The 26,863-nt window shown below is 46.1% G+C and carries 37 protein-coding genes; 11 read left to right on the top strand and 26 right to left on the bottom strand.

Features of this window, described 5'->3' with window-relative positions:
• Positions 1-21 precede the first annotated feature (21 nt).
• From HYR79_10500 to HYR79_10460, 9 genes are all read right to left on the bottom strand, one after another.
• On the bottom strand, positions 22-606 hold the full coding sequence (locus tag HYR79_10500; GenBank protein MBI1822125.1) for a TonB family protein: 585 nt from the start codon (positions 604-606) through the stop codon (positions 22-24).
• A gap of 140 nt (positions 607-746) precedes the next feature.
• Positions 747-1,169 carry a biopolymer transporter ExbD gene (locus HYR79_10495; protein MBI1822124.1) on the bottom strand — a complete coding sequence of 141 codons (423 nt, stop codon included), beginning with the start codon at positions 1,167-1,169 and terminating at the stop codon, positions 747-749.
• A gap of 9 nt (positions 1,170-1,178) precedes the next feature.
• Positions 1,179-1,802, bottom strand: a complete 624-nt coding sequence (locus HYR79_10490) for a MotA/TolQ/ExbB proton channel family protein (GenBank protein MBI1822123.1) — start codon at positions 1,800-1,802, stop codon at positions 1,179-1,181.
• A gap of 229 nt (positions 1,803-2,031) precedes the next feature.
• Positions 2,032-2,955, bottom strand: a complete 924-nt coding sequence (locus HYR79_10485; GenBank protein MBI1822122.1) for an alpha/beta hydrolase — start codon at positions 2,953-2,955, stop codon at positions 2,032-2,034.
• Positions 2,956-3,391: 436 nt separating this feature from the next.
• Complete coding sequence (locus HYR79_10480; GenBank protein ID MBI1822121.1) at positions 3,392-3,628, bottom strand: DUF1761 family protein; 237 nt, start codon at positions 3,626-3,628, stop codon at positions 3,392-3,394.
• Between the two features lie 4 nt (positions 3,629-3,632).
• On the bottom strand, positions 3,633-4,022 hold the full coding sequence (locus HYR79_10475) for a hypothetical protein (protein MBI1822120.1): 390 nt from the start codon (positions 4,020-4,022) through the stop codon (positions 3,633-3,635).
• A gap of 11 nt (positions 4,023-4,033) precedes the next feature.
• Entirely contained in the window at positions 4,034-4,240 is a 207-nt protein-coding gene (locus HYR79_10470) for a hypothetical protein (GenBank protein MBI1822119.1), read from the bottom strand.
• Between the two features lie 36 nt (positions 4,241-4,276).
• Positions 4,277-5,083 (bottom strand): GyrI-like domain-containing protein, encoded by an 807-nt coding sequence (locus HYR79_10465; GenBank protein MBI1822118.1) that lies wholly within the window; start codon positions 5,081-5,083, stop codon positions 4,277-4,279.
• Between the two features lie 236 nt (positions 5,084-5,319).
• Positions 5,320-5,847, bottom strand: a complete 528-nt coding sequence (locus tag HYR79_10460; protein MBI1822117.1) for an SRPBCC family protein — start codon at positions 5,845-5,847, stop codon at positions 5,320-5,322.
• A 116-nt stretch (positions 5,848-5,963) separates the two neighbouring features.
• On the opposite strand from HYR79_10460, the gene HYR79_10455 reads away from it, so the two are divergent.
• From HYR79_10455 to HYR79_10425, 7 genes are all read left to right on the top strand, one after another.
• Positions 5,964-6,566 carry a TetR/AcrR family transcriptional regulator gene (locus tag HYR79_10455; protein MBI1822116.1) on the top strand — a complete coding sequence of 201 codons (603 nt, stop codon included), beginning with the start codon at positions 5,964-5,966 and terminating at the stop codon, positions 6,564-6,566.
• A gap of 141 nt (positions 6,567-6,707) precedes the next feature.
• Positions 6,708-7,310 carry a sigma-70 family RNA polymerase sigma factor gene (locus tag HYR79_10450; GenBank protein ID MBI1822115.1) on the top strand — a complete coding sequence of 201 codons (603 nt, stop codon included), beginning with the start codon at positions 6,708-6,710 and terminating at the stop codon, positions 7,308-7,310.
• Positions 7,307-8,011 carry a cupin domain-containing protein gene (locus HYR79_10445; protein MBI1822114.1) on the top strand — a complete coding sequence of 235 codons (705 nt, stop codon included), beginning with the start codon at positions 7,307-7,309 and terminating at the stop codon, positions 8,009-8,011. The genes HYR79_10450 and HYR79_10445 overlap by 4 nt, the downstream gene beginning before the upstream one ends.
• Positions 8,012-8,421: 410 nt before the next feature.
• Complete coding sequence (locus tag HYR79_10440) at positions 8,422-8,730, top strand: hypothetical protein (protein MBI1822113.1); 309 nt, start codon at positions 8,422-8,424, stop codon at positions 8,728-8,730.
• Between the two features lie 33 nt (positions 8,731-8,763).
• Positions 8,764-10,245, top strand: coding sequence for a DUF4331 domain-containing protein (locus HYR79_10435; GenBank protein ID MBI1822112.1), 1,482 nt, complete (start codon positions 8,764-8,766; stop codon positions 10,243-10,245).
• A 135-nt stretch (positions 10,246-10,380) separates the two neighbouring features.
• Positions 10,381-11,646, top strand: a complete 1,266-nt coding sequence (locus HYR79_10430) for a tetratricopeptide repeat protein (GenBank protein MBI1822111.1) — start codon at positions 10,381-10,383, stop codon at positions 11,644-11,646.
• Positions 11,647-11,670: 24 nt separating this feature from the next.
• Positions 11,671-13,122, top strand: coding sequence for a sulfite exporter TauE/SafE family protein (locus HYR79_10425; protein MBI1822110.1), 1,452 nt, complete (start codon positions 11,671-11,673; stop codon positions 13,120-13,122).
• Between the two features lie 12 nt (positions 13,123-13,134).
• On the opposite strand, the gene HYR79_10420 is transcribed toward HYR79_10425, so the two are convergent.
• The 3 genes from HYR79_10420 to HYR79_10410 are packed head-to-tail and all read right to left on the bottom strand — an operon-like array spanning position 13,135 to position 14,390.
• Positions 13,135-13,704, bottom strand: a complete 570-nt coding sequence (locus HYR79_10420) for a DUF1697 domain-containing protein (GenBank protein MBI1822109.1) — start codon at positions 13,702-13,704, stop codon at positions 13,135-13,137.
• A 19-nt stretch (positions 13,705-13,723) separates the two neighbouring features.
• Entirely contained in the window at positions 13,724-14,149 is a 426-nt protein-coding gene (locus HYR79_10415) for a DUF3052 family protein (GenBank protein MBI1822108.1), read from the bottom strand.
• Between the two features lies 1 nt (position 14,150).
• Positions 14,151-14,390 carry a hypothetical protein gene (locus tag HYR79_10410; GenBank protein MBI1822107.1) on the bottom strand — a complete coding sequence of 80 codons (240 nt, stop codon included), beginning with the start codon at positions 14,388-14,390 and terminating at the stop codon, positions 14,151-14,153.
• Between the two features lie 228 nt (positions 14,391-14,618).
• Between HYR79_10410 and HYR79_10405 the strand changes: the two genes are divergently transcribed.
• From HYR79_10405 to HYR79_10390, 4 genes are read left to right on the top strand one after another with little or no spacing between them, the layout of a single operon-like run.
• The gene (locus HYR79_10405; protein ID MBI1822106.1) at positions 14,619-15,038 is read left to right on the top strand and encodes an SRPBCC family protein; all 420 of its coding nucleotides are present in this window, start codon (positions 14,619-14,621) and stop codon (positions 15,036-15,038) included.
• Positions 15,031-15,501 carry a MarR family transcriptional regulator gene (locus HYR79_10400; GenBank protein ID MBI1822105.1) on the top strand — a complete coding sequence of 157 codons (471 nt, stop codon included), beginning with the start codon at positions 15,031-15,033 and terminating at the stop codon, positions 15,499-15,501. Before HYR79_10405 ends, HYR79_10400 begins: the two co-directional genes overlap by 8 nt.
• Positions 15,502-15,556: 55 nt before the next feature.
• A complete protein-coding gene (locus HYR79_10395) occupies positions 15,557-16,951 on the top strand; it encodes a beta-lactamase family protein (GenBank protein MBI1822104.1) in 1,395 nt (464 codons plus the stop codon).
• A gap of 24 nt (positions 16,952-16,975) precedes the next feature.
• Positions 16,976-17,659: a type 1 glutamine amidotransferase gene (locus HYR79_10390; protein MBI1822103.1), complete on the top strand. Its 684-nt coding sequence runs from the start codon at positions 16,976-16,978 to the stop codon at positions 17,657-17,659.
• Positions 17,660-17,664: 5 nt separating this feature from the next.
• Here HYR79_10390 and msrA read toward each other — a convergent pair whose 3' ends face one another.
• The 14 genes from msrA to HYR79_10320 form a co-directional block, all read right to left on the bottom strand.
• Positions 17,665-18,306, bottom strand: a complete 642-nt coding sequence (gene msrA / locus HYR79_10385; protein MBI1822102.1) for a peptide-methionine (S)-S-oxide reductase MsrA — start codon at positions 18,304-18,306, stop codon at positions 17,665-17,667.
• A 54-nt stretch (positions 18,307-18,360) separates the two neighbouring features.
• The gene (locus HYR79_10380; protein ID MBI1822101.1) at positions 18,361-19,503 is read right to left on the bottom strand and encodes a hypothetical protein; all 1,143 of its coding nucleotides are present in this window, start codon (positions 19,501-19,503) and stop codon (positions 18,361-18,363) included.
• An 86-nt stretch (positions 19,504-19,589) separates the two neighbouring features.
• Positions 19,590-20,069 carry an isoprenylcysteine carboxylmethyltransferase family protein gene (locus HYR79_10375; GenBank protein MBI1822100.1) on the bottom strand — a complete coding sequence of 160 codons (480 nt, stop codon included), beginning with the start codon at positions 20,067-20,069 and terminating at the stop codon, positions 19,590-19,592.
• 97 nt (positions 20,070-20,166) lie between these two features.
• Entirely contained in the window at positions 20,167-20,937 is a 771-nt protein-coding gene (locus tag HYR79_10370; GenBank protein MBI1822099.1) for a molybdopterin-dependent oxidoreductase, read from the bottom strand.
• Positions 20,938-20,973: 36 nt separating this feature from the next.
• A complete protein-coding gene (locus HYR79_10365; GenBank protein MBI1822098.1) occupies positions 20,974-21,795 on the bottom strand; it encodes a cytochrome b/b6 domain-containing protein in 822 nt (273 codons plus the stop codon).
• Between the two features lie 28 nt (positions 21,796-21,823).
• The gene (locus tag HYR79_10360) at positions 21,824-22,162 is read right to left on the bottom strand and encodes a hypothetical protein (protein MBI1822097.1); all 339 of its coding nucleotides are present in this window, start codon (positions 22,160-22,162) and stop codon (positions 21,824-21,826) included.
• Between the two features lie 297 nt (positions 22,163-22,459).
• A complete protein-coding gene (locus HYR79_10355) occupies positions 22,460-22,747 on the bottom strand; it encodes a hypothetical protein (protein MBI1822096.1) in 288 nt (95 codons plus the stop codon).
• Positions 22,747-23,343 carry a sigma-70 family RNA polymerase sigma factor gene (locus HYR79_10350; GenBank protein MBI1822095.1) on the bottom strand — a complete coding sequence of 199 codons (597 nt, stop codon included), beginning with the start codon at positions 23,341-23,343 and terminating at the stop codon, positions 22,747-22,749. The genes HYR79_10355 and HYR79_10350 overlap by 1 nt, the downstream gene beginning before the upstream one ends.
• A 316-nt stretch (positions 23,344-23,659) precedes the next feature.
• The gene (locus tag HYR79_10345) at positions 23,660-24,223 is read right to left on the bottom strand and encodes a hypothetical protein (protein ID MBI1822094.1); all 564 of its coding nucleotides are present in this window, start codon (positions 24,221-24,223) and stop codon (positions 23,660-23,662) included.
• A 48-nt stretch (positions 24,224-24,271) separates the two neighbouring features.
• Positions 24,272-24,952 carry a hypothetical protein gene (locus HYR79_10340; protein ID MBI1822093.1) on the bottom strand — a complete coding sequence of 227 codons (681 nt, stop codon included), beginning with the start codon at positions 24,950-24,952 and terminating at the stop codon, positions 24,272-24,274.
• Positions 24,949-25,317 carry a hypothetical protein gene (locus HYR79_10335; protein MBI1822092.1) on the bottom strand — a complete coding sequence of 123 codons (369 nt, stop codon included), beginning with the start codon at positions 25,315-25,317 and terminating at the stop codon, positions 24,949-24,951. The genes HYR79_10340 and HYR79_10335 overlap by 4 nt, the downstream gene beginning before the upstream one ends.
• A gap of 72 nt (positions 25,318-25,389) precedes the next feature.
• Positions 25,390-25,845 (bottom strand): SRPBCC family protein, encoded by a 456-nt coding sequence (locus HYR79_10330; GenBank protein MBI1822091.1) that lies wholly within the window; start codon positions 25,843-25,845, stop codon positions 25,390-25,392.
• 116 nt (positions 25,846-25,961) lie between these two features.
• Positions 25,962-26,243 carry a hypothetical protein gene (locus HYR79_10325; protein ID MBI1822090.1) on the bottom strand — a complete coding sequence of 94 codons (282 nt, stop codon included), beginning with the start codon at positions 26,241-26,243 and terminating at the stop codon, positions 25,962-25,964.
• A gap of 23 nt (positions 26,244-26,266) precedes the next feature.
• The gene (locus HYR79_10320; protein ID MBI1822089.1) at positions 26,267-26,632 is read right to left on the bottom strand and encodes a VOC family protein; all 366 of its coding nucleotides are present in this window, start codon (positions 26,630-26,632) and stop codon (positions 26,267-26,269) included.
• Positions 26,633-26,863 lie beyond the last annotated feature (231 nt).

The raw sequence follows: 26,863 nt of genomic DNA, 5'->3' as shown, positions 1-26,863 counted from the left end.
GCTTTTCTCCAGCCAAAGTTGTTAATCCGTTAATTTAAACTTTATTGAATATTGAATGATCACCGGCACCTGTTTTTCCCCCACATAGGCGGGTTCAAACAGAAATTGTTTCATCGCTTCAATGGCGGCTTCTTCAAATCCGTTACCGGCTCCCCGGATGATCCTGACTTTTAACACCTCCCCTTTTTCCGAAAGCCTTACTTCTAACAAGACAGCGGCCTCTTTTTGAAGGCTTTTGGCAAGTTGAGGATAAGCGGGTTTGACCTCTTTTAGAACAGCCGGCAACCGGGTCACCTTAAATAATGGAGCATATGCCGGTTCCTGTGGAATTAGTAAAGAGGAAGTTCCGCCCGGGTTTTGATCTGATTTTAATTTTCCGGAGGTTTCCGACAGATTCGAATCTTGTGAGGATTCGGGCAGGGTGGGGCCGGGAGAAGGGTTCGACGGAACAGGTTCAGTTTTTGGTTCGGGAGGAGGTTCCTGTTTTTTGATCATCGCAGGGGCTGGAACTGAACGAGGACGATGAATGGAGACCAGAGGGGATGGTCTTTTTTTGACCTGCGGAGATAGCTGTTGAGCATCAGGATGGAGTATCACAATTTCCACTGGATTCGTAACAGGGTAAGGGGATTTTATTCGTTGAATAAGAGTTCCCAACAAAACAAGATGAAAACCTAAAGAAATGAATATAAAAACAACATCTTTTCTTGCCTGTTTGAATCCCTGACTCCCTATCATAGAAGTAACTAAGGTTTTTCTTTCTCCATCATCAGGCCAAAGCGGGTTAATCCGTTCTGGCGGGCCAGATCGATCAAGGTCACAATCTTTCCATATTCTGATCGGGTATCGGCCTGAATGAACACTTGCATGTCAGGATCTTTTTGAGCATCCTCTTTAAAAAGGAGAGCAAGGGTTTGCTCTGTCACAGATTGTTTGTTGAGAAAAAGCCTTCCGTCTTTTTCGACCGTAATGACAATAGGAGAGAGTGGAGCCGCTTGAGCTGTTTGGCCTTTGGGAAGGTTCAGGCGCAAAATCGGAGGGATTAAAAAAGAGGTTGTCACCATAAAAATAATCAATAGGACCAATGAAATATCGACCAATGGAATGATATTAATTCCGGTCAAAAGATTTTCTTCTTCGGTGTCGGGAATCAGGGATTTTCTAAGCAAAAGAGTCTCTCATTCCGGTTTCTTTAAAAAGATTAAAAGGGTTAGCGCAACCTGCTCCATCTGTTGTTTGATCTGCCGGGCGCGTCGTTGAAAATAGTTATAGGCAATCACTGCCGGAATGGCGACAAAGAGCCCAAACGCTGTGGTAATCAACGCCTCGGCAATTCCCATCATTACCACACTGGGACCTCCTGAACCGGCGATAGAAATATCATAAAATGCTTTTATGATTCCAAGAACCGTTCCTAACAGACCGATAAACGGGGCATTGTTTCCCAGAGTTCCCAGAAATAAAAGACGTTTTTCAAACTGTTTTTGTTCAATTATCAGCCCGGCGACGAACTTTTGTTCAATGATTTCAAGAGAGAGGGGCCATTCATTAAGCGCAGATTTGACCATCCGTGCGTCCGGAAATGACGACGGGAGACTGCGAACTGTATCGACGACTTTACCCTTTGAAATCCCTTTTTGCAATTCGATTTTCTGGCTTTCAGGCATCAATCGGTTAGCCTGAAAATAAAAAAATCTTTCAAAAATAATGGCAATCGATAAAATACTGAGCCCAAACAAGAGGTACATGATCCATACCCCGCCTATGGCGCTGAGGCCTAAAAAAGTTTGTTGAATTCCCATCGGGTGCCTTCATCCTTTTTTTACACTTTATTTTTCAGTCGGCTTCGTCGGACTTTTTCAATTCCGCAATATTACAGCAAATCCCCAGGTTGAAAATCAAGATATTCCTGGAGTGTATTTACAATGACTTTGCACCATTAAACTAAAAATGATTGGCGACAAATTCGGGACATCATCGCCCGCCGGTGTTTTAGTTCAGCATTTTAACGTTTTTCAATATCACCACTGATCATCTCATCCGCAGCTCCTGAACCACAATATCGTTGAATTGATTGGGCTCCTCGAACGGAATGTTGTGGGCAGAATTCTCGAACCAGATGAGTTTTTTGTAAGGCCCTTTGAGAGTTTCAAAATATTCGGCTGCGAGGGTTGCGTCCGCGTGGCAGTCGTAACGGCCAAGTAGAAAGTAGACAGGGACTTCGATACGTGGAGCGGAACGCGACAAATCAAGGTCGAGCAGTTCTTTGTTCATCACAGTCAGCGAGACCTTGTTAGCGTGAAAAAAACGCGGCAACTCCCACGGCTTTACCAGTCCTCCGAAAAAGCCTCGGAGCAGCAGCAAGGTGCGGTTTGGTTGGATATGGAACACACCTCCAAATTTATTGCTTAGGTCCTCCACTTCGAGCAGCTGTTCCACTGTCCCATAAGGTGGCTGGCCAATTTCAAGGAGACGCGATTGCGCTCGGTAGTCGCTTCGGCGCTTCGCTTCTGTACTCACGAAGTCATACTCCTTTTGTTGTCCAGCGAGCCCGTTGACAAGAGGTGAAATGGCAAAAAGGGCTTCAACTTTCTCCGGGTGTTCACGGGTGTAAAGAACCCCCAATGTCGCACCCCAAGAATGCCCCATGAGAACGATCTTCCCTCGACCTAGACTCTGCCGTAGGTGATCGACAATCGCATCCAGATCTTTGATGTGTTGAGCGATTGTCAGCCGCGCTGGATCCGATTGTGGACTGAAAGAGCGACCTGTACCACGCTGGTCCCAATAAATAACCACGAAGTGACGTTCGAGATCCCTATTGAAGTACTGAAAGAGCGGTCCTTCCGGCCCGCCTGGGCCGCCGTGAAGCCACAGCACCACCGGTGCACGTCGATCTTGACCGCGGGTCAAAAGATAAAGTTCTGCACCGTCCACGTTAAACCGTTCAGTCAAATCAATCTCTTGCGGCCTGGCGTTCGGTTTTGTAAGGGTGCATGAGCCTATGACAAGAAACAACGCCAAAAACGAAAAGCTAAGGGTGCCAATACGACAAGATCGAGTCTTCCCGTGAATCCTTAGAGTCATCTGTAATTCTCTCGCCTAAGTTTCGCCAGCTACGAAAACGGGAAGGCTCTATTAATCAATATCTTCGGTTGGCCTAACCAAGTCCATAGGCCTTCTTTAAGTTCTCCAGTATCATCCGAACCAGAACGAACGCTAGGAAATAATTCTCCATTATTTTCAGTGACTCGAAAATTTGTTACTGACTGCAAAAAACAGGGAATAAACTAATTTAAGACCACTATGTGAATTTATTCCGAAATTCTGAAACGTATTGATTCTGCGAATGTTTTTTCACAGAAATAAGTGCTTTTAATCAAGTAGGGTATTACTTACCGAGTGAACCGATAAAATACGCAAGCCCAAAAGCCATAGCGAGATTTGCTAGAAAAATACCAATGAGACCCTTCGGGTTTGGTTTTTGTTTTGCTTGCGTTTCCGCATCGGTAGAACCGTTGAGTTTCGCCAATTGCTTACCGAAAAGGGCGACATACGCACCGCCAAGAACAAAACTCGCGACAGCAGCGGAAATAATGACGAGGTAATTAAAAGCGCCTGCTTCCATATAATTATGGGTTATTCATTTTTAATTTCCCGCCCAACAACACAAAAAGTGGCCCAGTTATTGCGAGGGTGACCGTATACCAATGATTGCCCAAATGCCATCCATCAATCAGCCCAGCGATACCACCAATTCCGCCGAGAACCATAAGGGCGTAGACATGACGTATGGGGTTTTGCGGAGCCCATAGCACTGTTACGTACCCGCCAACCACCGTATAGATACTGCGATAAAAAAGTGCGAGTGCAAGCATCCATGTCACATACGCGCCAGGATTAGATTGCGGAGGAAAAATGCCGAGTGATTCAAAGACATAATCTGTTCCAATTGATAAAATAGCAACTGTAATGAAACCAGCATCGACGGTTCCGATACTTTTGAAAATGTTCTTATTCATATATTTGTTTATTAGTTATTATTTTTTAATACACTCAAATTGTGAATGTATTCAAAGCGACTAAGGGGAACGATTTTCGTATATGCCCATGTGCTGTACATGTCCTGTCCGCCAAATTCTTTTGGCGCACGCATACAGACGATGGACTTTCCACCCTCGCGAAAATCTATTATCACGGAAGGACACGAGAAGCAATCGGGTCCCCCCCACCATCGCATGACAAGTTCGGGATCAGTCCATACTTTCCACGCCAACTATACAAAGGCTTGAACGATGAAAAAATAATCAAAGACGACAGCAATCAATACCCAAATAAAAGCCAGTAGCGCATAATACTGAAGCGAATCTGCTTTTATTTTTTTCAGTAATACCCAAAGCGTGATAGCGATGCCAACCGGCATAATAATCCAGCCAACCACGGATACCGGAACAAAAGAAAAAAGAATTATGCCGAGAACATAACCAATAAGCCAGAGAATGAATCCCCAACCAAGCATGTCTTTAAATCTTGGATCGGACAGATAAATTTCATGGTGCAAGCCATTCTCGACAAAATTATTCAATTCCATCATCTTTCTCATTTCCACAATGGTTCCCGGCTCGGTGGCGTAAGGACCGATATGCAAAACTTGAATACATTTTCCTTCAGTTATCTTCTCAAAGAGAATATCTTTAAGTAAATCAACTTTTTTCTTTTTCATGACTTCCACCCTTGCCTTCTCTGTGATTTCTGAAGTAACAAAATCGGGGAGCCGAATAAGTAATTTCCAGTACCATTCTTGCCGAGGCACTTCTAAGGGAGGCTTATTTGATTTTACCCACCAAAGACCTTCAAGTTTTGCTACGGCAAAATCTTTGCCCGATTTTTTACATATACTTTTTATACCATAGGCAAATGGGTATAGAGCTTGAACTGCTTCAGTAAACATTTTTCCCGCCGGCTCACCCTTGCCCTCTATTGTAAGGTAAGGAATTTCAAAAAACTCAACCATCTGTGGTTTTGTTTTAGCCGTATAGTAAATTTTGTCTTCTTCTGCTAAGTCGATTTTTGTAGCCATAATTATTTCACCAAATCTTCCATTGGAACATCTAACGCTTTAGCGATCTTGGCGACCGTCTGCACGCTTGGCTTGACGACAAAATCACTCTGCAACCACCTTCAGCGTTACTATTTGATTTAATATACATATGTTTTATGGTATCAAGTTGGGGATCTCATCGAAAACAGATACGATCCACCCACTCGAAAATCGCTTTTTATAACCGGAGCAGTATAATCTTTTGGAATCCAACTTCTTTAAGATTCGACAACGGTTTTAAGATTCTGAATGCCTTGGTTAAACTGATCGCCCAGCATTTTGTCGCAATTGATGAAGATACTGACCAACTTGGAAAGAAAGTTATTGTCACCAGACATTGTCCATGTGAACAGAGTCCCTTGATCTTTTGGATTCAATTTATATTGAACAATATTTGTGGCCTTAAGCGGGCGTAACATCATCAACTTGATCTCGACTTGCTGGTTAGGGATGACATTGATAATTTCAAGTCGCCCAGACCCCACATCGCTGTTGCCATCAAATTCCATAATCGATCCCACGCCCGTCTCAGGTCCTGAGTAACTCTTTTTCATACTTGGATCAATTTTTTCATACGGATTCCACTCACTTCCTGATTTGAAGCTAATTAAGTAAGGGTATATTTCTTCAGAACTCGCATTAATCAGGCCGCTTCTTTCATAGCGAAACGTGCCAGGGCGAGAAGCCACAAATGCTGCAAACGCTAGAACGACTATTCCCAAAGCAATAAGAAATACTTTAAGCATGATGACCTCCAATTTCGATTGTGGAACTGCCGATTGGGCACAGGCCAGTGACTTGAGAAAAAGAAATAACATACTTATTGGTATGTAGTCAAGAAAAATGATAAAATTAATATGATATGAAAAAATCTCCGAAAATAAGATCAAGAGACCCGGTAAAAACCCGAGCCAGGATTCTCGAAGTTGCTTTTATGGAAATCCTCAAGGGCGGTTTTCAAGGGGTTAGCATTGATCAAATCGTCGACAAGACCCAAATGACAAAAGGGGCCTTTTTTCACCACTTTCCAACAAAACAAGCTTTAGGATACGCTCTCGTAGATGAGACTTTGAGTGAAATGGTTCTTGATCGATGGATCCGTCCACTGGAAAAATACGACAACCCTATTGAAGGCATTGTAAAGGTCCTGAAGAAAGTGATTGACGCGACTCCCGATGAGCACATTCCTCTCGGTTGTCCTTTGAACAACCTGATTCAAGAAATGTCGTCGGTTGACCCGGTATTCCGGGACAAACTCAGAGATGTTCTTGAGCTCTGGATTGATGGCATAGAAGGCTATCTTCGAAAAGCCAAACGGCGAGGATTCTTGAAGAAAGAAATCAATCCGAGGCAACTGGCAGAGTTCATTGTGATGAATCACGAGGGAGCCTTTGGTATGACCAAGAGCTTGAGGGATCGACGCGATTTTTTGATTGACAAGAAAGGCAAAAGATGGCTACTCTGAAGATGCTTTGAGGTGGGAATGAACGCTTCGTTGGGGTATTGGGCCTGCCGCCTCAAAAGAAAATACCTATCAGAAAAAAAGTGTCCAAACTATAAATCCAATCTCCCCCATGATCTCGTATTAGGTCTCAGGGGGGGCTTTATGTTATTGGTGCCTGTGGAGACAAAGAGACGAGTCCATGAGCAGGAATGGGGACAACTGATCGCCCAAACTGCCCAGGGCGATCAGGCCGCGTTCGCCACGCTCTACGATCAAACCAGCCCCCAAGTCTACGGACTGGTCCTGAAGATTCTCGGCAATCGCGAAGCAGCAGAAGAAGTGACGTTGGACGTCTATACACAGGCCTGGCGTCAGGCCCATAGCTACGATGAAACGCGGGGTACGCCGGGTGCCTGGCTGATGACCCTCGCTCGTACGAGGGCGATCGATCGGTACCGTGCCGGGGCAGGCGAGCGTGGACGCCTTGAATCACTGGATACGGTCGAGTTTTTTGCGAGCGACTCCGAGACACCGGAGCAGTATCTGGCGGGGCAAGAACGCCGAAGGTATGTGCAACAGGCTATGACGTTACTCACCGCTGAACAGCGGCAAGCCATCGCCCTCGCCTATTTCTATGGGCTGAGCCAAAGCGAAATCGCGGACAAGCTGAAACTCCCTCTGGGGACTGTGAAAACAAGAATGCGATTGGGTATGATCAAGCTGCGCGAGGCGCTCGCGCCCTACGAAGAAGGACTGATCTCATGACCGAGGTTCGGCTGACACAAGAATTGGAAGAGCAGGCGGCGCTCCATGCCCTCGGAGTTTTGGAGCATGACGATCGTCCGGCGTTTGCCGTTCGGCTCCAGGGGGAATCGCTTCCTCTGCGGCAGGCAGTAACGGCGTATCATGCGGTGACGGATGCCTTGGCGGATTCGGTGATCCCCGTTGTCCCACGCGCAGGACTGCGTGAACGGCTCTTGGCCACTGTGGCTCAGGAGGCAGCGCGCGAGACTGCGCAATTTGAGCGCGTGGCGAACGCACTGGCGCTGAATGCCGTGCCGGTTGCGCCTCGGGCTTCTCTCCGTGAACGGCTCTTGGCACGTGTCGAAGGACATATCGATGTAAAACTCGATCCGCTCAAAGGCTTGACCTTCGTCAAGGCTTCGGAGGGCATCTGGCAAGAGATGGCGCCAGGGATTTCGGTAAAAGCGCTCTTTTTCGATCCGGTCTCCCGTCGTGCCACCGCGCTTGTTCGTATTGAACCTGGAACCCGCTATGCTCCGCATCGTCATGTGGAGGCTGAGGAACTCTATGTGCTCGAAGGAGGCTGTTTCTGCGGGGGGCGAGAACTCAAACCCGGCGATTACCATCGTGCCGAATCCGATACTGAACATCACGATACGTCCTCAGATGAAGGCTGCCTGCTACTTGTCATTTCTTCTCCCCAAAACGAGATGTTGAGGTAGCTCTCTCTGAACTCGTGTTCCACCCGTCTAATGCCGTGCGATCTCGAAGTCCCCTTCAGAGTCACAGTCGGCGTTCTTCTCCTATGAATCCAGTTGGCTCGTGTAGAAAATAGAGTCAGAGTTGCTTTAGGGCGCCTTCTAATTTTTCTCGTGCTTGCTTATCGATCGCTTCGGTCTCCGCTTTTGCTTCTCCAGGAAGTTTTTTCATAACCTCTTCAATAGACCCGCCGTTTCTTTGAGAACGGATGTTGATCTGCCGAATGCGACCAATTCCACTTCGAATACAATTTTTTAAAATATAAATCCGAATAACCAAGAACAGAGTTAGAAAGCTGTCATTGCGAACAAAGTGAAGCAATCTCAAGACTTTACGATAAGATTGCCACGCACCCTTCGGTGCTCGCAATGACATGATTAATAAGTGGGTGCGAAGTCTATCGCTGGTCTTGGGATTGGACTCAAACCTTGACAATAAAAAGGAGGTGATAAATATGAAAATAGATCAATGGGCTCTCTGGACTTTCTTAACAGCCGGCTTATTTTCTGCCGGTTGCTCGGGTTCAAGTTCAGCCGGCGCGGGGTCTCCAGTTAAAGACGTTAATAATGATCAGCTTCAGGCTGTCTCGTACGATCTGACACCGGCTGAAAATAATCTGATCCTCTCGGGAGAATCCATGAACGCTCCCGCTTCAACCCCTGTATTAAGGGAAAAACCCTAATTATTAATTTACTGATTTTTCAAGGAGATAAAAATGTTTAACAGAATTAAAAAAGGAATTTTAATTTCCTTCCTGACCTTTTTAATGGCTTCTCCCTCATTTGGGGCAAGCCACCGGGAAGCCCCGTTGATCTCACTCGATCCGGCGGCGGATATTACTGATTTCTACGCTTTTGTCAGCTGGCAAAACCCGACTAAAGTGGTGTTTATCATGAATGTCATCCCAATGGAAAATCCAGCCAGCGGGCCGAATTTCTTTAATTTCGCTGACGATGTTTCCTATGAAATTCATATCGATAACAACAAAAACAATATTGCGGAAAATATTGTCTATCAGCTCCGTTTCAAGACCGAAGTCAGAAACCCTGGCGACCTGTTTCCTCTCGGTTTCGTCGCGGTTCCCGGCACCATTTCAGCGCTGGACGGATCCGGATCTGAGGGACTTCTCCTTCGCCAGAGCTATAGCGTAACGGAAACCAGGTATGGCCAGCCGCCACGAGACATCGGCACAGGAACGATGTACGCCGTCCCCTCCAATGTGGGTTCAAGAACGATCGCCGACTATCCGGGGCTTGCGGCTAAAGGAATCTATTCTCTCAGCAATGGTGGAAGAGTCTTCGCGGGCCAGCGTGACGATACCTTCTATATCGACCTGGGAGGAGCATTCGACACCTTAAATCTGCGCGTTTCTCCCATTCTTTCCCTGGCTGATGATGCCAATGACGCGGCAAACGTCGCTGGATCAGTCGACACTTTAAAAGGATTAAATGTGAATACCATCGCGATTGAGTTGCCGATTACCGAGATTCAGGGAACGATTAACGGAGCGGTCAATAAAGTCATTGGAGCATATGCATCCACAAGCAGACCTAAAGTGACGGTCATCAGACAAAAAAATACACGGCAAAACTCCGCGAGGTATGTCCAGGTTTCCAGGATGGGAAATCCTCTTGTCAACGAACTCATTATCGCAACTAAAGATAAAGATAACTGGAACGCGGTCTATGCGGAAGATGAAAGACAATTCCTTGATTATTATTGTAATTCGTCCCTTGCCACCGCCCTGAACTTGGTCTTCAGCACCTCTTTTCCAACGACCCATCGAAATGACCTTGCCAATACCCTCCTGAGGTACACCCCCTACGGTACAAATCTCTGCGGAACAATTACTACTGAGGATGAGGAACCTCTCGCCGATCTTCTCCGCCTCGATATGGGTGTTGCTCCTGTTCCGGCTGCGGATCAGCATCGGTTAGGGATCCTCGCTCATGACGTCTCCGGCGTTTCGACTCCGGATTATGGGGCATGGCCCAACGGCCGCCGGCCGAATGACGATGTCACCGATATCGCGCTTCGGGTTGTTGGGGGAGCGCTGACCAACCCATCCACACCCGGTCTGGGTGACGGCGTGAACTATAACAGCGGAGCCAACGGAGTGGTCGGAACGGATGTGACGGCGAATGGGATTTCGCTTAATTTCCCATTTCTTTCCACCCCATTCAGCGGAAGACCATAAAGGTCTGGTCGTTGAAAAACTACGCCAGGAAGTATTCCATTCACGTAGAACAGGGAGCAGACCGGGGGATTGACAGCGGAACGCGTTGTCACTTCCCCGGTTATCTTGAAAACTCTTTTACCCGGACACTCTGATATGAAAGCTCAAATCAAATTTTTTAAAAATTTTCTTCTTTTGATTCTGTTCATTCTGGCCCCGGCAACATGGATGCCGAAAGGGGCGGCGGCCGCGACACCCCTCGATCGTCAGATTGAACATCTTGAGGCAAGGGTCGCAAAGGTTCCACAGAAAATTGAATGGAGAAATGCGCTTGCGCGTCTCTATATTCAGAAAGGAAGAGAAACGGTGGACGCTCTTTATTTCAATCGCGCTGAAATCCTGTTGAAAAAAACCATGGCCGAGGATCCGAAAAATGGCGAGGCTATGGGTCTTCAGGCCTGGATATCCCTTTTTAAGCATGATTTTACGGCGGCGGCGAAGTCGGCGGGCATGGCCGTTCATGAACAGCCTCGGGAGAGCTTTTATTACGGCCTCTTAAGCGACGCCTATCTTGAACTGGGAGATTATAAAAAGGCGGCCGATTTTGCCCAGAAAATGGTCAATCTACGGCCCGATCAGGGGTCCTATAGCCGCTCGGCTCATCTCCGTTTTCTTTATGGCGATGCCGAAGGCGCCATCACGCTCTGGAAAACCGCGATTCGCGCGGGGGCCCCTTATGCCGAAAACACCGCCTGGTGCGAGGTTGAATTAGGCGACCTCTATTTCAATACTGGAAAGATAAAAGAGTCAGAAAGCGCCTATCAGGCTGCTTTAAAAATTTTTCCCGGCTATCATAGAGGTTTTGCCGGGATGGGTAAAATAAGAGAAAGCCAGGGGAAGATGGATGATGCGGAGGCTTTCTATCAAAAAGCCGTAGAGGTTGTCCCCTATCCGGCCTACATCGCGGCGCTTGGGGATATCGAAACAAGAATGGGAAAGATTCAAAGAGCAAAAGAACAATTCGCTCTCATTGAACATATCGCCCGTTTAGATACCCTTAATCAGGTTTTGTATAATAGAGATCTCGCCCTCTATTACGCGGAGCACCAGATCGACCCGCAAAAAGCGGTGCAGATAGCCGAAAAAGAGCTTGATGCCCGGCGCGACATTTATACCTATGATATTCTCTCCTGGGTTTATTACCAAAATAAAGATTATACCAAAGCAGATCATGCCGTGAAGAGGGCGTTAAAACTGGGGACGCCAGACGCCCGAATTTTGTTTCATGCCGGAATGATCTTTCTGGCAGAGGGAAAGAGAAAAGAGAGTAAAAGTTGCCTGGAGAAAGCTCTAAAATTAAATCCTTACTTTCACCCTGTTTATGCCAGATTAGCGGAAGAAACCCTAAAGTCCCCTGGCTAGCCAGCCGTAACCAGGATGGAGCGTATGATGAAACGATATCTTATTTTATTTTTGAGTTTAATCGGGGTTCTTGCCCATTTAGAATTATCAGAAGCCCATCCGATGGGAAATTTTTCTATTAACCACTATTCGGGGATTCAGGCAAGAGACAAAGGGATTGAAATTCGTTATATTCTTGATTTTGCGGAAATTCCAACCTTCCAGGAACGGCAGAAAATGGACACGGACCAAAATGGAACGATCACCCTCTCCGAACAAGAGGCTTATCTAATGATCAAGAGAGTGGAATTGACCAGGGGACTCACGCTTAAAATTAGCGGAAATGAAAAAAAACTAACGCCTCTTTCTCAGGAGATCAAGTTTCCGCCCGGATCGGGCGGGCTTCCCACTCTCCGGATTTCGATTGTCTACCAGGCCGAATCAAGCGTCCCGAGAAACGAAACGGCAGAGGTTTTCTATCAAGATAACAATTATGCGGGCCGGACGGGATGGAAAGAGGTTTCCGCGGCTGGAGATAAAGAAATTACGCTCGTGGGTTCCTCCGTTCCGATCTCAGGGAATGAGCTCCGTTCCTACCCGGAAAAAGAAATCAAAAGCCCTCCACAAACTCTGGATGCTCATTTTTACTATAAAACCGGGCCTTTGACCCAATCCGCTTCCTTTGGAAAAAACGGGGGCGCTAACGCCAGACCCATGAAGACCCCCACAGACAAGTTCACGGAGTTAATCAATGGGACATCCCCAAAGGGGGCGATGATCTGGGTCTCTTTGCTGATTGCCTTTGGCCTGGGGACTTTTCATGCTTTGTCTCCCGGCCATGGAAAGACGATTGTTGCCGGATACTTAATCGGATCCCGCGCCAAAGCGCGACACGTTTTTGCCCTTGGTTTAATCGTTACCCTTTCCCATACGGCCGGCGTCTTCATTTTGGGGTTCTTAACCCTTTATTTATCAAAATATATTCTTCCTGAACGGCTCTATCCCTGGCTGGGGCTTTTTTCCGGTCTGATGATTTTGGTCATCGGCGCGAGTCTGTTCATAAAAAGAATCCGTTCTTTAAACCGCCAGCAGACCCTCACGGACAGCCATCATAGGGAGCACGAAGATGGAGGCCATCACGCCCACTCTCATCACCATGGACATTCTCATTTATCACATCCTGACGGAAGCATCGGTTCGACCACTCTTCTGGGGTTGGGAATCAGCGGTGGAATTATCCCCTGTCCGTCCGCTCTGGTTGTTTTACTTGGCGCAATCGCTTTTCATCAGATTGTGTTTGGCCTTTTTTTGATTCTGGCGTTTAGCATGGGGCTTGCGAGCACTCTGATTGGAATCGGCATTCTGATGGTTTATCTAAAAGGGATGATCGGCAGATTTGAAAAATTCAGCCGGATAAATCGGATACTTCCCGCCCTCTCCGCGGCCGGTGTAGCCATGTTAGGGGGAATCATCGCCCTTGAAGCCTGGTTTCAGTAGGGGATTAAGTTATCATCCATGCCGCAAAGCGGCGTCGGTTGATGCGATCTGCCGGGCCATTTCCAGAATCCTGCTAGCTGTACGCCAGTTGCGCGCCGTGCCGAAAACACCGAGCGATTTTTCGATTCGCGAGAACGACTTTGATCGCGCAACTCCTTCGGGCGCGTGAAAGTAAAAAACTCTGCCCTTGAGCACGAAGCGCTCGCTCTCTTTCCGAATTTTATCGAGAGCGGCCAAATCCGGCGCTTTTGGCGTGCAGGTCAAGAAGGTCAGGTGCAATGCTTTGGGGTCTGAATCGGCTTCCGGGTAAGGGTTAGATGCAATCGCGCATTCCAACTCCTCCAGCCTCAAGAGAATCACTTCAGGGGCAAATCCATGGCTGCGCTTAATCCTGGCCTTGATCTTATCGGGAAGTTCTATTGCATCGGTTTCCTTGCCAAGAAAAACAGCGTTGCCGGTTTGTATATAGGTCTTGATGTTTCCGAGCCCCATACTTTCCAGCAGTTTCACCAAGTCCTTCATGGACAGTGAATTGACACCGCCGGCATTAATAGCCCTTAGTAGGGCAATGTAAGTGTTCATCCGATCTTGCTTTCTATGGCTACTGGTAAAAATTGCCTGCTGTTCTTTCACTTTTGCGAATGACAAGCTTTAGCCCGGACCATACATCACTGACAGCGCACACTTTAATGTCAACGAGCCCGAGTGGCAACGCGACTTCCCTTATGGTGTCTTCGGTGATGTCTGTTTCGACCTTTGACGCCTTCTTCGGCCAAGAGACCCACACGAACCCGGACTGCTCCAGTTGTTTGCGAAATCTCGCCAGATTTTGTTCCAAGAGTAAGCGCTTTGTGACGAAGAAATGCGCCGCCTGAACCGTTTTGGCAACCTTTGTAACGATATGAACACCCGCAGGCAGTTCACCAAGCCATGAGCGATATTCCTGCGGGGCATCAATGGCAACCAAAGTCATGGGCGGCTTGAGACCGAGCTTCTTGGGAAGCGAAGATCCAGAATATCCAGCCATGTTATTTCGCCTTTAGTTTCGGGTGCTCTTTCCAAGCGGGCAGAGTTTGCATGCGGGCCCGCGTGCGTCTTTCTACCTCAGCGCGCGGAGTTGACGGTTCTTTTCCGAACACCCACTGCACCATTCGCTCGAAACGCTCCTCGAACGTTTGTAGATTTCCCTTCTCGTCGACGCAATATTGGCAATACTTCCCGCCTGCTATCGGCATTCCACAGCTTTCGCATAGCACCTTGCCTTCCATATGCTCCTCCTTGTAATAAAAAAGATACCGCTTACTTTAAAGCCATCTTCCTGGATTTTTACTTCGTCAGTCCGCTTACTGACGTAACGCTATAATATCACCTCAGTAGACCTGATTTCATCCTATTTATTCTCTATTCTTCCATTGAGCTGATCGAAAATAACGGTTGCAACAAATAGTAAACTAGTTTACTATTGATCTCCTATCATTCATAGTCAGGAGGATGGCATGTGGAGTAAAACGTACAGCATAAAAACAAAAAAACTGAAAGCGGATCAAGTCTGGAAAGTATGGGCCGATGTCAATCAATGGCATGCCTGGCAGAACGACATTGAATATGCCAAATTAGTTGGCGAGTTTAAGACCGGCAATATCTTTTTGTTGAAACCGAAAGGGGGTCCAAAGGTGACGATTGAATTGATCAAAGTGGAGCCCAACAAAGCATTCACGGATTTAACTCGCTTTCCATTGGCCCGAATGTGCGGATCGCACGAATTTATCACGCAGGGCAACGAGATGGAGATCAAGACCACCGTGAGCATCGAAGGGTTCTTATCCTTCCTCTGGAGAAAGCTCGTGGCGGAGGATGTCGCGAAGGGAATGAAAGAGCAAACAGAAAAGCTGATTGAGCGGGCACTGAATGTCTGAGCCATCGCCCTTTAAGCATGATAAGGCGGATGAGAGCGCAGGTTTCCTGCTTTGGAAGATTACCACGTTGTGGCAGAGAAAACTTGCCGAAGTGCTCGGCGAGTTCGGCATCACTCAAACGCAATTCGCCATCATGGCTTCTCTCAGGTGGTTTGAGCAGACGCGTCAGCCGACGACCCAGGCGCATATTGTCGAACATGCGAAAATCGACAAAATGACAGTTTCAAAATCCATTAGACAGCTTGAGAAAAATGGGTTTGTCTTAAGAAAACAATCTCATTTAGACAGCAGAGCCGTCAATATCAGGTTCACGGGTCATGGAAAAAGAATCATCGCAAAAGCGATTGTAGCAATAGAAAACGCGGATCATGATTTTTTTTCCTGTTTAACCAGAAAGGAGCTTCGTATTTATAAATCGCTCACAATGACCGTTATCGCTAACGGCGACAAACTATCTTTCTGATTTTTCAATCCGAAGCCGGTTTGGCCACGCTCTCCCCATTACGCCAAGATCTCTCATGGCCCATCATTCCGGATTGCCTGCGGACTATCTCAAAGGAATGTGGGTCGAAAAACCGGATTCATTATCCCGATTGGTTGACACTCTTAAAGAAGAAAGCCTGGCGAGCCCGCCGCAGACTCAATACAAATATTCCAATCTTGATTTTAGTCTTTTAGGTCGAATCATTGAAAAAATAAGCGGAGAAGATTATGAAACGGCAATGCAACGCGATTTATTGCAACCTTTAGGGATGATTCATTCATCTTTCGGACTTATCCCTGATTTTGGAAACTATTATTCCAAAGGATACCGAGAGGGAAAAGAGATGCGTAGACTCTCTCTTCGGGATCTGCCGGCCGGTTCCATGCTTTCCAATGTCAGAGACATGGCGCAGTTTATGAGATTTATTTTTGCTGAAGGAAGTTCACAAGAGAGCCGGGTCCTGAATCCGGAAACCCTCAAAGAGATGTTTACCCCTCAATATCGTGGATTGGCTCTCGATTTTGGACATGAAATCGGGATGGCCTGGATGCTTAATGGACTGGAGGTATCAGGAGTGAGCAGAATCGCCTGGCATGACGGGGGATATCCTCCTTTCTTTGGAACCCTGACGGTATTACCGGAACAAAAACTAGGCGTGGTTATTCTGGCCAATACAGCCGAAGCACGAAGTTTTGGCAACCAGGTTAGCCTGAAAGCAATGGAATTGGCGCTTGAGGCCAAATATGGCATTCAGCCTCCTCAGCCTCCACCCCCGCCTCAATTTAAACCTGTTAAAGTCCCCATTCAAACGCTACAGAAATATGCCGGTGATTATGTGATTTTTGGAGGATTATCGGCCATTTCACAAAAAGGTGAGAAATTAAATGTCACAGCAATGGGAAACAGACTTGATCTTGTTCCCATAAATCATGATACGTTTATTCCTGCAAAGATGCTATTCGGCCTGATCTCCATCCCTTTAATGAACTATCCGGTTCAATTTGAAACCGTAGAAGGCCGGGATGTTGCCTTGTTAAAAGGATTGCCCGCCCCGTTTCCTTTTGAAAAAATACCGCACTATCTGGTTCCGGAAGCCTGGGTGAAGCGTCTGGGAGAATACCGGATGGAACATCCAGAGGAATTGTTCGAAATAAAGAAAATGTCTTTAAAATCGGAAGGAGGCGTTTTATTTCTAAACTTAAATTTGTCCAGTGAGCCCTTTGGAGTTAAAGATGCGGAAACAAGGTCGGCTTGTGGGGTCCAAGACCTACCCCACAGGTTTGGTTCAGCTGAGGTATCTGCGAAATGCAGATGCTTGATAAATCGCTCAACACGTCCGTGCAAAAGCGGGGCTTCGCACAGCTTTTTCACCACGGTTAGCCCAATCGTTAGGCTGAAAAAGTCTGCGATTCCACATTTTAAACGTTAGCCGTACAGGAGACAGGCAGGAGATATGAAGGTTCACGTTCTTCAGCATGTGCCTTTTGAAGGTCTCGGGAGTATCGAGGCCTGGCTGGCCGAGACAGGGGCAGATGTTCAATACACTCGCTTCTACGAGTCATCGGAACTGCCAAACCCTCGGACCGTTGACGTCGTGGTCGCGATGGGCGGCCCGATGAGTGTTAACGACGAACGGGAATATCCGTGGCTCAAGCAAGAAAAGCGGTTCCTTCAAGAGGCCGTTCGCCGGGGACAGTCGGTCGTGGGCGTTTGCCTGGGCGCCCAACTTATTGCAAGCGCGTTGGGCGCGCGGGTGTATGCCAATGCGGAGAAGGAAATCGGCTGGTTCCCGATCGAAGCCGTGGACGCTAACGGAGATGTGTTCCGCTTTCCTCGGCAAGTGCCAGTGTTTCACTGGCATGGCGAAACGTTTGATCTGCCTCCTGGCGCTGTGCGCCTCGCGAAAAGCTCCGTTTGCGAAAATCAGGCATTCCAGATCGGCAAGAACGTCATCGGGTTACAGTTCCATTTGGAAACAACGCCCCGGACAGCCGATTTACTTATTCGGAACTGCCGCGGCGAGTTGGGTGACGGCGTATATATTCAAACAGAACAGGCCATACGGGCGGCAACTGAATCTGCGTATGCCGAGATTAACAAGCTCATGGGCAAAGTACTGTCCTATATCACGGTCTAACATTTTTAATGGGGAGTGTTTGATTTTCCCCATAGCTCTTCGAGCCGTTGATCCCGCCCGCAACGGTGGCGATAAAATTTATAGCGAATAGGACTTTTATTATAAAAATCCTGGTGATATTCCTCTGCCGGGTAAAATTTTAACGCCGGGGTTATTTTTGTGACAATGGGGCCCTTAAACGGCTTTGTTTTTTCGAGGGCGGCCCTGGACTCCTCCGCCAGCCGTTTCTGCATATCGGTATGGTAAAAAACCTCGCTTCTGTACTGATTGCCATGATCGCAAAACTGGTAGTCGACGACTGTCGGGTCGATGTTATGCCAGAAAACATTCAACAGAGTCCCATAACTGATTCGACCGGGATCGTATTTAATCTGCACAGCTTCGGCGTGGCCCGTTCCTCCGGCCGAAACCTGCTCATAAGTAGGATTTTCGACATGACCTCCCGTATAGCCCGAAGTGACTGAAATGACCCCCTCCAGTTTCTTGAAAGGGGGAACCATACACCAGAAACAACCTCCGGCAAAGGTCGCTATTTCCAGTCGGGTATCCGGGTTTACGGGAATTTCAGCTGAGCGACCAGGCATGGAAACGAAGACTATCCAAAGTGCGACGAATATCCAAATATTCTTAAAACCAAATCTTTTCATGAAAGTGTCTCCTGAAAGCCTGTTAAGAAAAATTCTTCGATTCATTGGCGCTCCTCAAGGGTTTGTTTTTAAAAGCATCTGAATCAGGGTGTAAGTCAGAGCGCCGGTTCGTAAGTCAATATCCGGGGCCGATAGAAAATGATCCAATCCAAGTTCCACGATCGTGCGGTTGTTTGGCGCAATCTCATCGGGGATCAAGGTCAAGCCGTCGTTTGGCCCTTGATGGCGCAGGTCAAGATAACCATCCATTGCACGCTGACTGATATTACCGGATAAGGGGATGCCAATGTAATTGATGATGAGCACCTGTTTAGGTAATGCAAACTTTTGAAAGCGAGTCTGACTTTGTTGAGTGGTAATACTCTCGAGGCTTGCCAAATCCCAACCTTTCCACCAAAAGACAAAGCGGACTAAGACGCGTTTTGGCCACTCCAAAGCCGAATCAGCCAGAGCGCTGCCTTGCAGGAGACCACCGATGTTGATCCATGCCTTGACTTGATGGGGTTGTTGCAATTTTTCGAGAGTACTCAAAGCCAGTGCGACTTCTGGCCCGCCTTTACTGGCGCTCACTAAAATCAGCCCCTTACCAGAACCGCTATGATGAAGAATGGCTTGTTCAATCAGAACAGCGTTATGCTCAACAGTGCCGCTTTGATCAATTTCAATAAAACGGTTTTCCAGACCCATTTGCGTCACGACCCTTCTGGGGTTGGACAAATCCGCACCGTTTTCTTTTTCCGACTGATAGAACAGGCCCGGCACAAAAAGTACGAGATAGGATGACGACTCCGAGGGTAATTTGGGTAGCGCGCGTTCCAGTGTGTCTCGTCTGACGGATTCTTCATAAACCGATTGAGCCCGCTGATTTCGCAAATCTTCTAATATGGACTTAGCCAGATACAGGGCGGCAAAATCCACCGATAACTGGTTCGATAGATAGCTTAGCTTCTCATGCCACAGGGGCATCGTTTTGGCGCTTTCCAGCGCGGTTTCAATTTGTTTATCAAACTGTGTATTGGTTTTTTTATCCGCCAGATAAGCTTCGAGATAGTATCGCGCGATTTCGGAATCTACGGTGGTTCTTAACATGTGTCCATGCATACTCCCCTCAGCAGGAATTTTTGGGAAATTCGTACTGCATCCTAACGTGAGAACGAAAAGCAGGATGGTACCCCAGGTTTTCGTCGCCATAGCCATTTCTTAGTGCTCCTGTTATTGGTAATGCCTGACACCCCGCTTGAGCCGGACACCGACTGGGCGCGTCGGCCTTGAAAGGGTGAACGTCAAATCCACCTTCGAACTCTCTGTTTATAACGTGAATACGCAACGCCGAATTTTTGCTCCAGATAGCGTTCTTCACGGTCAATCACGCCCCGGCGCATGATCAAGAGAACGATCGGAAGGAATAGAATGGCCCACGGAAGATTCATGAAAAGGGCGATCCCGCCGTAGAGCAGAGTCAATGACAGATACAATGGATTGCGACTGAAGCGGAACGGTCCATCCGTGACCAGCGCCGTCGTAGGTTTAAACGGGTCGACATGGGTGCCGACACGGCTCATCGTCCGGAAACCTGCCGCAGCCAGCAAAACACCCGTTCCGATCAGGCATAGACCCAAAACCGCCGGCATGGCGCCGAATGGGATCCGAAGCGGAAAGACCGTATGCAAAAGAAATCCCGCAACGAGACCAGCCGCATAAAGCAACGGAGGCGGGGCAATCACGCCTGCGGTGTCTTTTACTTTGTTTAGAGTGTTCTTCAGAAAATCTGTCCTTTGTAAATTGCCGCAAATACTTTGGGGAATTCCTCAAAATAAGATTCCTTCGTTAAAGGCTCTGGAGCGTTCTCAGATATGTTCCTTAAATCCCTGCGTACCACTCATACCCTTGGTCTTCCCAGTAACCTCCTTGACCCTCTCCCACATGACTAAGACGATCTGAAACTTCAATTTCCATAATGAATTTAGCCATTTTATACCCCAATTGTCTTTCCACTCTGAGACGAATGGGTGCCCCATTGGCAACCGGAAGGGGTTTGTCATTTAATTCATAGGCGAGAATCGTTTGGGGATGAAAGGCGTCTTCAAGGTCAATACTTTCATAATAAACAACGTCATCTTCATCAGAATCCGCACAATGAAATATCACATAACGTGCGGTTGGTTTCAATCTTACCCTATCCAATAGATCTCCTAGTTTAACCCCTTTCCACTTTCCGATAGCGCTCCATCCTTCCACGCAATCATGCCTTGTGATTTGAACTCGTGATGGAAATTGCTTAATCTCGTTAAGCGAAAAACGCAAGGGGTTTTCGACCAACCCGTTAATAGCTAACGTCCAATTTTCAAATCCTTCCCCTAAATGCCTCTGATACGTGGAATTTTCAGGATTACTGTTCCCGTTGACAGGAAATATCGGCGAGAGATCAGTTTCGGAAAATTCTTTTGCCATTGCGGCTCTCGGTCTGATGGCCTTTTGCAGTTTTCGATTGAGTGTTTCGGCTTGGCTCAAAATTTTTGTAAAAGTTTTATTTCTGCTAAAATAATCGCATCCAGTTAACGAGAGCGCAACCACTCCCAGGAAGGCCCCCTTAATGAAATTGCGCCGTTTCCAATTATTTTGGTCTTCCATGTTTGTATTCCTTTTATGCCTTTAGAGAGCGTTTTTTCACTTCACTTGAATTCTATACCTGCCCGTAATCATTGATCTCAAATTATTGAAAACCCCGGTGGTAAATACCATGAAAATATGAATAAAAAAGAAACCGATAAAAAGAAAACAGCTAATGAAATGAAAGGAGCGCGCTGATTGCCTTCCTCCAAACAGGACGGTCAACCATGGAGCAATGGCGTCTATTCTTGGCGACATGGCCATACCGGTTAAAATGATGAGGGGGGCCAAGATAAAAAGAACTCCGAGGTAGGCTATTTTCTGCAAAATATTGTAACGAGCTGTCTCTTCTCCCTTTGGATGTCTAAACAAAACATGATCAATCAGGCTTTTCCTGATTCGTCCAAACTCTTTCCAGGTGGGAAAAAGGTCTTTTAAAAAATGTCCAAAACAAAAACTATATAGAAAAAACAAAATTCCATTTAACACAAAAAACCAGGCAAAAAAGAGGTGCCACCGGCGAGCCATAGCCAGCCATTGGACCCCTGGAATCGTAATCCATCCAGGAAAGGCGATCCGGGTCACTTCTCCGTCACTTCTGGTTGATGCACCTAAAAAACCGGTCGTGTCAAAAGAATGACCCAAAATCGCCAACTCACCTTTAATCTTATTTTCTTCCGTTGTTTCTGATTGGATCGAAAAAAACGCCTGGTCACGATCGGATCGATCGCCCCAATAAAGATGGGGATGCGCGTTAAAAATCTGAAAACCGCTCATCACCAGAATAAAAAGAGGCACAACATTAAGCCAGTGCGACAACCGCACCCATAACCCGTGCCGCTTGATATCAAGATATTGTTTATTCATGGTAAACCCCATGATATTTACAAGGAATCGTTGCCGGATCTTATTTATTCATTTTCATTTCGTCCTTACCCATTTGATCTTTTTTCATTCCGTTATCCTTCATCATATTGTCTTCTTTCATCATTCCATCTTTTTTCATCTCTTTTTTCTTCATCTTCATTCCCTTCTTTTTCATTTCCTTCTCTTTCTTCATACTCTTTTCGTCCGCTGTCTGGGTCATTTTATCGGCACTCATCTGTTCGCTTTGCATCATTTCCCCTTTTTTGTCCTCCATCTTCATGGTGTCGGGCTCCATCGAAAATGCCGGCATTGCAATCAAGAGAGTTCCTAACAACGCTGACGCAAAAATGAAATGATTTGCTTTCGATCCTGTTCTCATCTGTTTCTCCTTATATTAGGTTAGATCCTTTTTAGTTTTTTTATTGGCAATCAGGTAAATTCATTTTACTGAATTAAAACACCCATGAAATCATTCGAAGAATGAACTGTGCATAACTTTCCTCCTTTATTTGAAAGCGGTTAAATGATCGACTCTTCAAACATACGTCGGTTGAATCAACAAAACCTTACAAATATTTTTGAATTAAATCGATTTGTTAAAAGATTTGGACATGCAGTTAGAAGAAAGTCGTTTTTGGGGAGAAAACCTTTCAAAAACCTTTCGGAAAGGTGGAAATTACGGGTTTTTGGGATTTAAAGACCAGTTCAGCCGTTTCCGGGCTTCGGGGGAGAGGACTATCGAAACATCTTCTTCGATTTTCCCGGGATGGAGCTTTAACATTTTTCTGATAAAGAAAAGCTGTTTTTTATAACGGAGGCACCATTTACAAATTAAATAATGAAGGGCCATTTTAATCCGCAACCGGATCGAAGGCTGTTTTTCCATTGAATCAGATATAAGTCGAACCATCTCTTTGCAGGAAGGGGTATGACGTGAAAGGAAATTAACGACCCATTGGCGCATCAGACCTTCCCTTCAGGCGATTTTGTGCCAAAAAACTGAATTTCGAGACATTGCCTTAACTGCATACGCGCGCGATGAAGGAGCACCCAAAGGTTCGAAGTCGAAATATCTAACACTTCACAGATCTTCTCACTGCCAATATCGTCGATTTCCCTTAACGAAAATACATTGGCCATTCGGGAAGGGAGCCTCGAAAGGCACCCATCAAGCGCAATCCAAAATTCTTTTCGCTCTAAGAGGGTATCCGGATTCTGGTTCCATTCGCAGGGCCCTGTTTTATCCCCTTTCCAGTGGCCGATTTCGTCAAAAACCCCCTCGAATTCATCTCCAAAGGGTTCGGGGGTTTCAACCGTAAATTCACGGCTAGTTTTTCTGAAGTATTCAATCACCTTGTGTTTAAGAATCCCCACGAGCCAACCCCGCTCCGAAGATTCCCCCCTGAACTGATCCCGGGATTGAAGCCCTGCCAGAAACGTTTCCTGGACAATCTCCTCGGCGAGTTTTGGGTCCCTGACACGGGCCAGTGCGCAGCGATAAAGATAATCTCCGTAGGAATCGACCCATTTATCGGGCGAGGATAATTCGAATTTTTCCATGAGTTTCTGGTCAGCCTTTGATTTTTTCATTTCCAATTCAATTTCCTGCCTATGACTGTATAACACATTTTGCCAACCTCCGTAAAATGGAAATATTACTTTCCCCCGTTGACAATTGTAAGGTTTATTGTACGGTTTATAAAGTTTAGAGGTTTTGCTCCTCCTGACCCATCCATAAAAATCTCTTTTCCTTCGATATACTCAAAGAGTTGTTCCATTGGGGATTTGACAATTGCGTTGCTTTTACAATGATAGCTGAGTTTAGAAGCGACACATAACTGATGTTATCAGATCATGAAAGTTATTTTTTCTATTTTCATTTTTTTTTATGGATGTTGATATAGGTTTCCCACAGGCGTTTCTGCAGTTCATTTCCTTCCTCTTCAGCGTACTTCCAGTTGTGTTCTGCAACATCATCCACCTTTTTCAATCCAAGGACATTTCGGATATGTAGAAGTATCTCCGACAATTCGGCCAGATCCGGATAATTGGTATTCAGGAGAAAGAGAGGGCCGTTCTTGGTGATAAGCTGGAGACGAAACATCCGGTGGGGGATGCTGGTTCTTTCCATCTGATCAACGGACATTATCGCAACAACATCAAGACAATCCTCAAACGGAACGGAGAGAGTGTTTTGCCATAACAATCGGAAGCCTTTTATAAAAACGGTCCTCTTATAGCTATCAAAGATCGTTTTTTTTCTTTCCACAATAAAACCCAGCAAGGTCATTCCTATCCCCGTTAACACCAGGGTTGTGACCTTTTCAACTGCCACGAGAAGACCCATCATCACAATTAAAATCCCTCCAATAACGAATATATATTGCAGGTAATGGAATCCATCTTCGATAATATATAGATTGTTATCTTTGCTTGTCATAATAATTAGAGGAGTTAACAGGCACTGGGTTGATAAATCAGGTCATCCTTACTTTCCCGCAGGCTGGACCGGACACTTTTTTCTTAAGTTTCTTCGCACGAGCTCGTCAGGATCATTGGCCAAAGCTTGACAGATATGATCAGGAATTTTCAAATTCAATGAGAGGCCAAATCTTACTGTCTCGTCTTTCGACAGCAGCTCTTCCATCAGATCGGCGGGAAGACTTTCATTCAGAGCAAAATCGAAAAGGCTTGCTTCGCCTTGTTTATACATTTCGCGAATCAAGGGTTCGGGCAGACCAGGGTTTCTGGCGAGGTAACAATTCATTGTGGTGTAATCTCCCGGAGTTCTAAATTTTAATAATATTTCAAGGGGAGTGTTTTTATTAGATGCGACTCCCCAGAGAACCACCTTTGATCTATGGTCAGCCAATTGACGAAGGAGATCCTCTGTAGCGCCCGGATTACTGGCCAGCAAATGCAGAACGGCCACATTTTTAAATTTTGATAATTCCAGAACTTCAGCCTCTGAAAGAAGTTTTCTTTCTTCGAGTTTTCGAATGACTTCCGAAGAAACTTCTTTTTTCTGCAAATACTCGCGAGCATCTTTTTCATAAAGAGGAGGCGAGTTGATGGGAAGCCAGATGGGAAGCCAATTCGGCCAGGTTAGGACCAGCGCCGTAAGAATTGATAAACCTCCACCTGCTATAGCAATGTATTTTAAGTTCACGGGCCATCCTTACAATGGTAATCCACCGCGTAGGCATAAACCGTAGCAGTAAATTCCGAGATCCTTCGGGTTCCAATGGCTTCTTTATTCCACCAGCGCATTGGATACTGAAGTCTCATCCAATCTCTTTCATTGGTGTAAAAAAACCAGCCAGTCTTCCAATTTAGGTCAGGAAAGTGCTCTTTAAGGGCTAACAAAGACGGGATTATTTTATTTTCCATACAAAATGTTACGATAAATGAGTCAACCTGTTTTGCTTTTTGAATGGTCTTTAAATCTTCGTGTTGAAACTTAGTGATGAGAGCAAATATCGAGAAAAACATTATTAAAATGATGAGCAAGAGAATTGTCAGGCCCTTTTTCATTTAACTCCTAAAAGCAAACGGGTTAGGTTGATCTTGCCCTGAAATTTCGGACACGGATTCAGCTTGTTTGATTTAACAGTTCATACTCTGTCCAGCTTCAATGTACTTTTTCATACTTTCAAAGATTTCATTTAAGGACTTATTCATCATTCTCTTCATGATGAGGAAATTCAAAATCGTACCCATTACCCCTTTAGGTCGGTACTGCAATTTTTGAGTGATAAATGTTCCCCCGTTTTTGGAGGTGAGATCCGTGGTCCATTGCATGTCTTGGACAGGCCAATCACTTTCGGAAAGCTCCATCGTCATTGACTGAATTGGATTCCAACCAATGACTCTTTCTTTGAGCACACTCTTATTTTTAAGTTCGCATTGCCGGGTGGCTCCGACCCCCTCCTTCTGAGCAGTGATGTATTTGGCGTGAGCAACCCCAGGATTATACTTTGCTACCGCTTCTAGATTCGCCAGAGTCTTCCAAACCTTTTCTGGCGGCACATTGATAAAGATTTCGTGATTTAGTCTAGTCATATTGCCCCCTCCTTGCCTCAAATCTCCTTGGACAAAGATCGCTCACGGGAAAACCCTCTCTTTATAATAATCAAAACTCAATATCACCGCGATCCTTGCAAGTTCGTTAACAGTATTCAATGAACAAACCGAAAGAAGAAAGGGATGACAACGCGGTAGAGCGTAGTTCCTGCCAATATAGGTGGCGCAATAACTCCAAAGAACGCAAGAAACCGCACACGACCATGACTAGTGCGATACCCACCCAACCATGTCACGAAGACAAAGATGTTGATCACGATTTGAATCAGACCGGACACAATATTCAACCCTACGAAGAAGTCCGTGAAGTTGGCGATAAGGAAGAAAGCGAGCCCAGTCGCTGCTGAAATCGCCATCCATCGTCGATTGTTATGCATGGGAAGGTCTCCACAAGCTCCATTTATTTCCGGCTGTGAAGCGCAACATGATTACCTTCGGTGTCTTCAAAGATCGCCATGAAGCCATTTTCACCAATACTGATTTTTTCTTGAACAATCTTTCCGCCTGCACCTTTTACCCGTTTCAGTGGAACCGACAGATCCTCACCGCCATTGAGATAAACCATTGTGCCCATGTTGCTTGGTTTTTTTTCTTTGCTTTCAAGAAGGGAGCCTGATGCAACATTCTGTGTAAAGGGAAACATAGCTCCCTTTTTTGGACCCATGGCAACTGGCTGTAATTCGACCGCCATGACCGTTGAGTAGAACTTCATTGCTCTATCCAAATTATTAACCGGAATTTCAAACCAAACGACAAAATTATTCATAGGAGTCTCCTTTGTTTTATTACTTTTAATATGCAAGTAATCGTAGTATACCAAAATAATTGCATAATGCAAGTTATTTTTATATAATGCATTTAAATGGCTAAACCAAAGGATAATTGTAGGCAGTCTGGATGCCCCATCGCTTTTACCCTCGATGTTATTGGGGACAAGTGGTCGCTCCTGATTATCCGCGATATGGTGTTTCTTGGAAAAAGATATTATGGGGAATTT

It is taken from the genome of Nitrospirota bacterium (assembly GCA_016178585.1).
Lineage (GTDB): Bacteria > Nitrospirota > Nitrospiria > JACQBW01 > JACQBW01 > JACOTA01.
The sequence above is the reverse complement of the archived record's forward strand: the minus strand, read 5'-3'. Positions and strand labels throughout refer to the sequence as shown.

Bases quoted from the DNA above. Each gene is read 5' to 3' on its own strand.
- HYR79_10490 (MBI1822123.1), bottom strand. From the start codon at position 1,802: ATGGGAATTCAACAAACTTTTTTAGGCCTCAGCGCCATAGGCGGGGTA.
- HYR79_10480 (MBI1822121.1), bottom strand. From the start codon at position 3,628: ATGGAAGCAGGCGCTTTTAATTACCTCGTCATTATTTCCGCTGCTGTC.
- HYR79_10475 (MBI1822120.1), bottom strand. From the start codon at position 4,022: ATGAATAAGAACATTTTCAAAAGTATCGGAACCGTCGATGCTGGTTTC.
- HYR79_10470 (MBI1822119.1), bottom strand. From the start codon at position 4,240: ATGCGATGGTGGGGGGGACCCGATTGCTTCTCGTGTCCTTCCGTGATA.
- HYR79_10460 (MBI1822117.1), bottom strand. From the start codon at position 5,847: ATGCTTAAAGTATTTCTTATTGCTTTGGGAATAGTCGTTCTAGCGTTT.
- HYR79_10455 (MBI1822116.1), top strand. From the start codon at position 5,964: ATGAAAAAATCTCCGAAAATAAGATCAAGAGACCCGGTAAAAACCCGA.
- HYR79_10450 (MBI1822115.1), top strand. From the start codon at position 6,708: ATGTTATTGGTGCCTGTGGAGACAAAGAGACGAGTCCATGAGCAGGAA.
- HYR79_10445 (MBI1822114.1), top strand. From the start codon at position 7,307: ATGACCGAGGTTCGGCTGACACAAGAATTGGAAGAGCAGGCGGCGCTC.
- HYR79_10440 (MBI1822113.1), top strand. From the start codon at position 8,422: ATGATTAATAAGTGGGTGCGAAGTCTATCGCTGGTCTTGGGATTGGAC.
- HYR79_10435 (MBI1822112.1), top strand. From the start codon at position 8,764: ATGTTTAACAGAATTAAAAAAGGAATTTTAATTTCCTTCCTGACCTTT.
- HYR79_10430 (MBI1822111.1), top strand. From the start codon at position 10,381: ATGAAAGCTCAAATCAAATTTTTTAAAAATTTTCTTCTTTTGATTCTG.
- HYR79_10425 (MBI1822110.1), top strand. From the start codon at position 11,671: ATGATGAAACGATATCTTATTTTATTTTTGAGTTTAATCGGGGTTCTT.
- HYR79_10420 (MBI1822109.1), bottom strand. From the start codon at position 13,704: ATGAACACTTACATTGCCCTACTAAGGGCTATTAATGCCGGCGGTGTC.
- HYR79_10415 (MBI1822108.1), bottom strand. From the start codon at position 14,149: ATGGCTGGATATTCTGGATCTTCGCTTCCCAAGAAGCTCGGTCTCAAG.
- HYR79_10410 (MBI1822107.1), bottom strand. From the start codon at position 14,390: ATGGAAGGCAAGGTGCTATGCGAAAGCTGTGGAATGCCGATAGCAGGC.
- HYR79_10405 (MBI1822106.1), top strand. From the start codon at position 14,619: ATGTGGAGTAAAACGTACAGCATAAAAACAAAAAAACTGAAAGCGGAT.
- HYR79_10400 (MBI1822105.1), top strand. From the start codon at position 15,031: ATGTCTGAGCCATCGCCCTTTAAGCATGATAAGGCGGATGAGAGCGCA.
- HYR79_10395 (MBI1822104.1), top strand. From the start codon at position 15,557: ATGGCCCATCATTCCGGATTGCCTGCGGACTATCTCAAAGGAATGTGG.
- HYR79_10390 (MBI1822103.1), top strand. From the start codon at position 16,976: ATGAAGGTTCACGTTCTTCAGCATGTGCCTTTTGAAGGTCTCGGGAGT.
- msrA (MBI1822102.1), bottom strand. From the start codon at position 18,306: ATGAAAAGATTTGGTTTTAAGAATATTTGGATATTCGTCGCACTTTGG.
- HYR79_10380 (MBI1822101.1), bottom strand. From the start codon at position 19,503: ATGGCTATGGCGACGAAAACCTGGGGTACCATCCTGCTTTTCGTTCTC.
- HYR79_10370 (MBI1822099.1), bottom strand. From the start codon at position 20,937: ATGGAAGACCAAAATAATTGGAAACGGCGCAATTTCATTAAGGGGGCC.
- HYR79_10365 (MBI1822098.1), bottom strand. From the start codon at position 21,795: ATGGGGTTTACCATGAATAAACAATATCTTGATATCAAGCGGCACGGG.
- HYR79_10360 (MBI1822097.1), bottom strand. From the start codon at position 22,162: ATGAGAACAGGATCGAAAGCAAATCATTTCATTTTTGCGTCAGCGTTG.
- HYR79_10355 (MBI1822096.1), bottom strand. From the start codon at position 22,747: ATGCGCCAATGGGTCGTTAATTTCCTTTCACGTCATACCCCTTCCTGC.
- HYR79_10350 (MBI1822095.1), bottom strand. From the start codon at position 23,343: ATGGAAAAATTCGAATTATCCTCGCCCGATAAATGGGTCGATTCCTAC.
- HYR79_10345 (MBI1822094.1), bottom strand. From the start codon at position 24,223: ATGACAAGCAAAGATAACAATCTATATATTATCGAAGATGGATTCCAT.
- HYR79_10335 (MBI1822092.1), bottom strand. From the start codon at position 25,317: ATGAAAAAGGGCCTGACAATTCTCTTGCTCATCATTTTAATAATGTTT.
- HYR79_10330 (MBI1822091.1), bottom strand. From the start codon at position 25,845: ATGACTAGACTAAATCACGAAATCTTTATCAATGTGCCGCCAGAAAAG.
- HYR79_10325 (MBI1822090.1), bottom strand. From the start codon at position 26,243: ATGCATAACAATCGACGATGGATGGCGATTTCAGCAGCGACTGGGCTC.
- HYR79_10320 (MBI1822089.1), bottom strand. From the start codon at position 26,632: ATGAATAATTTTGTCGTTTGGTTTGAAATTCCGGTTAATAATTTGGAT.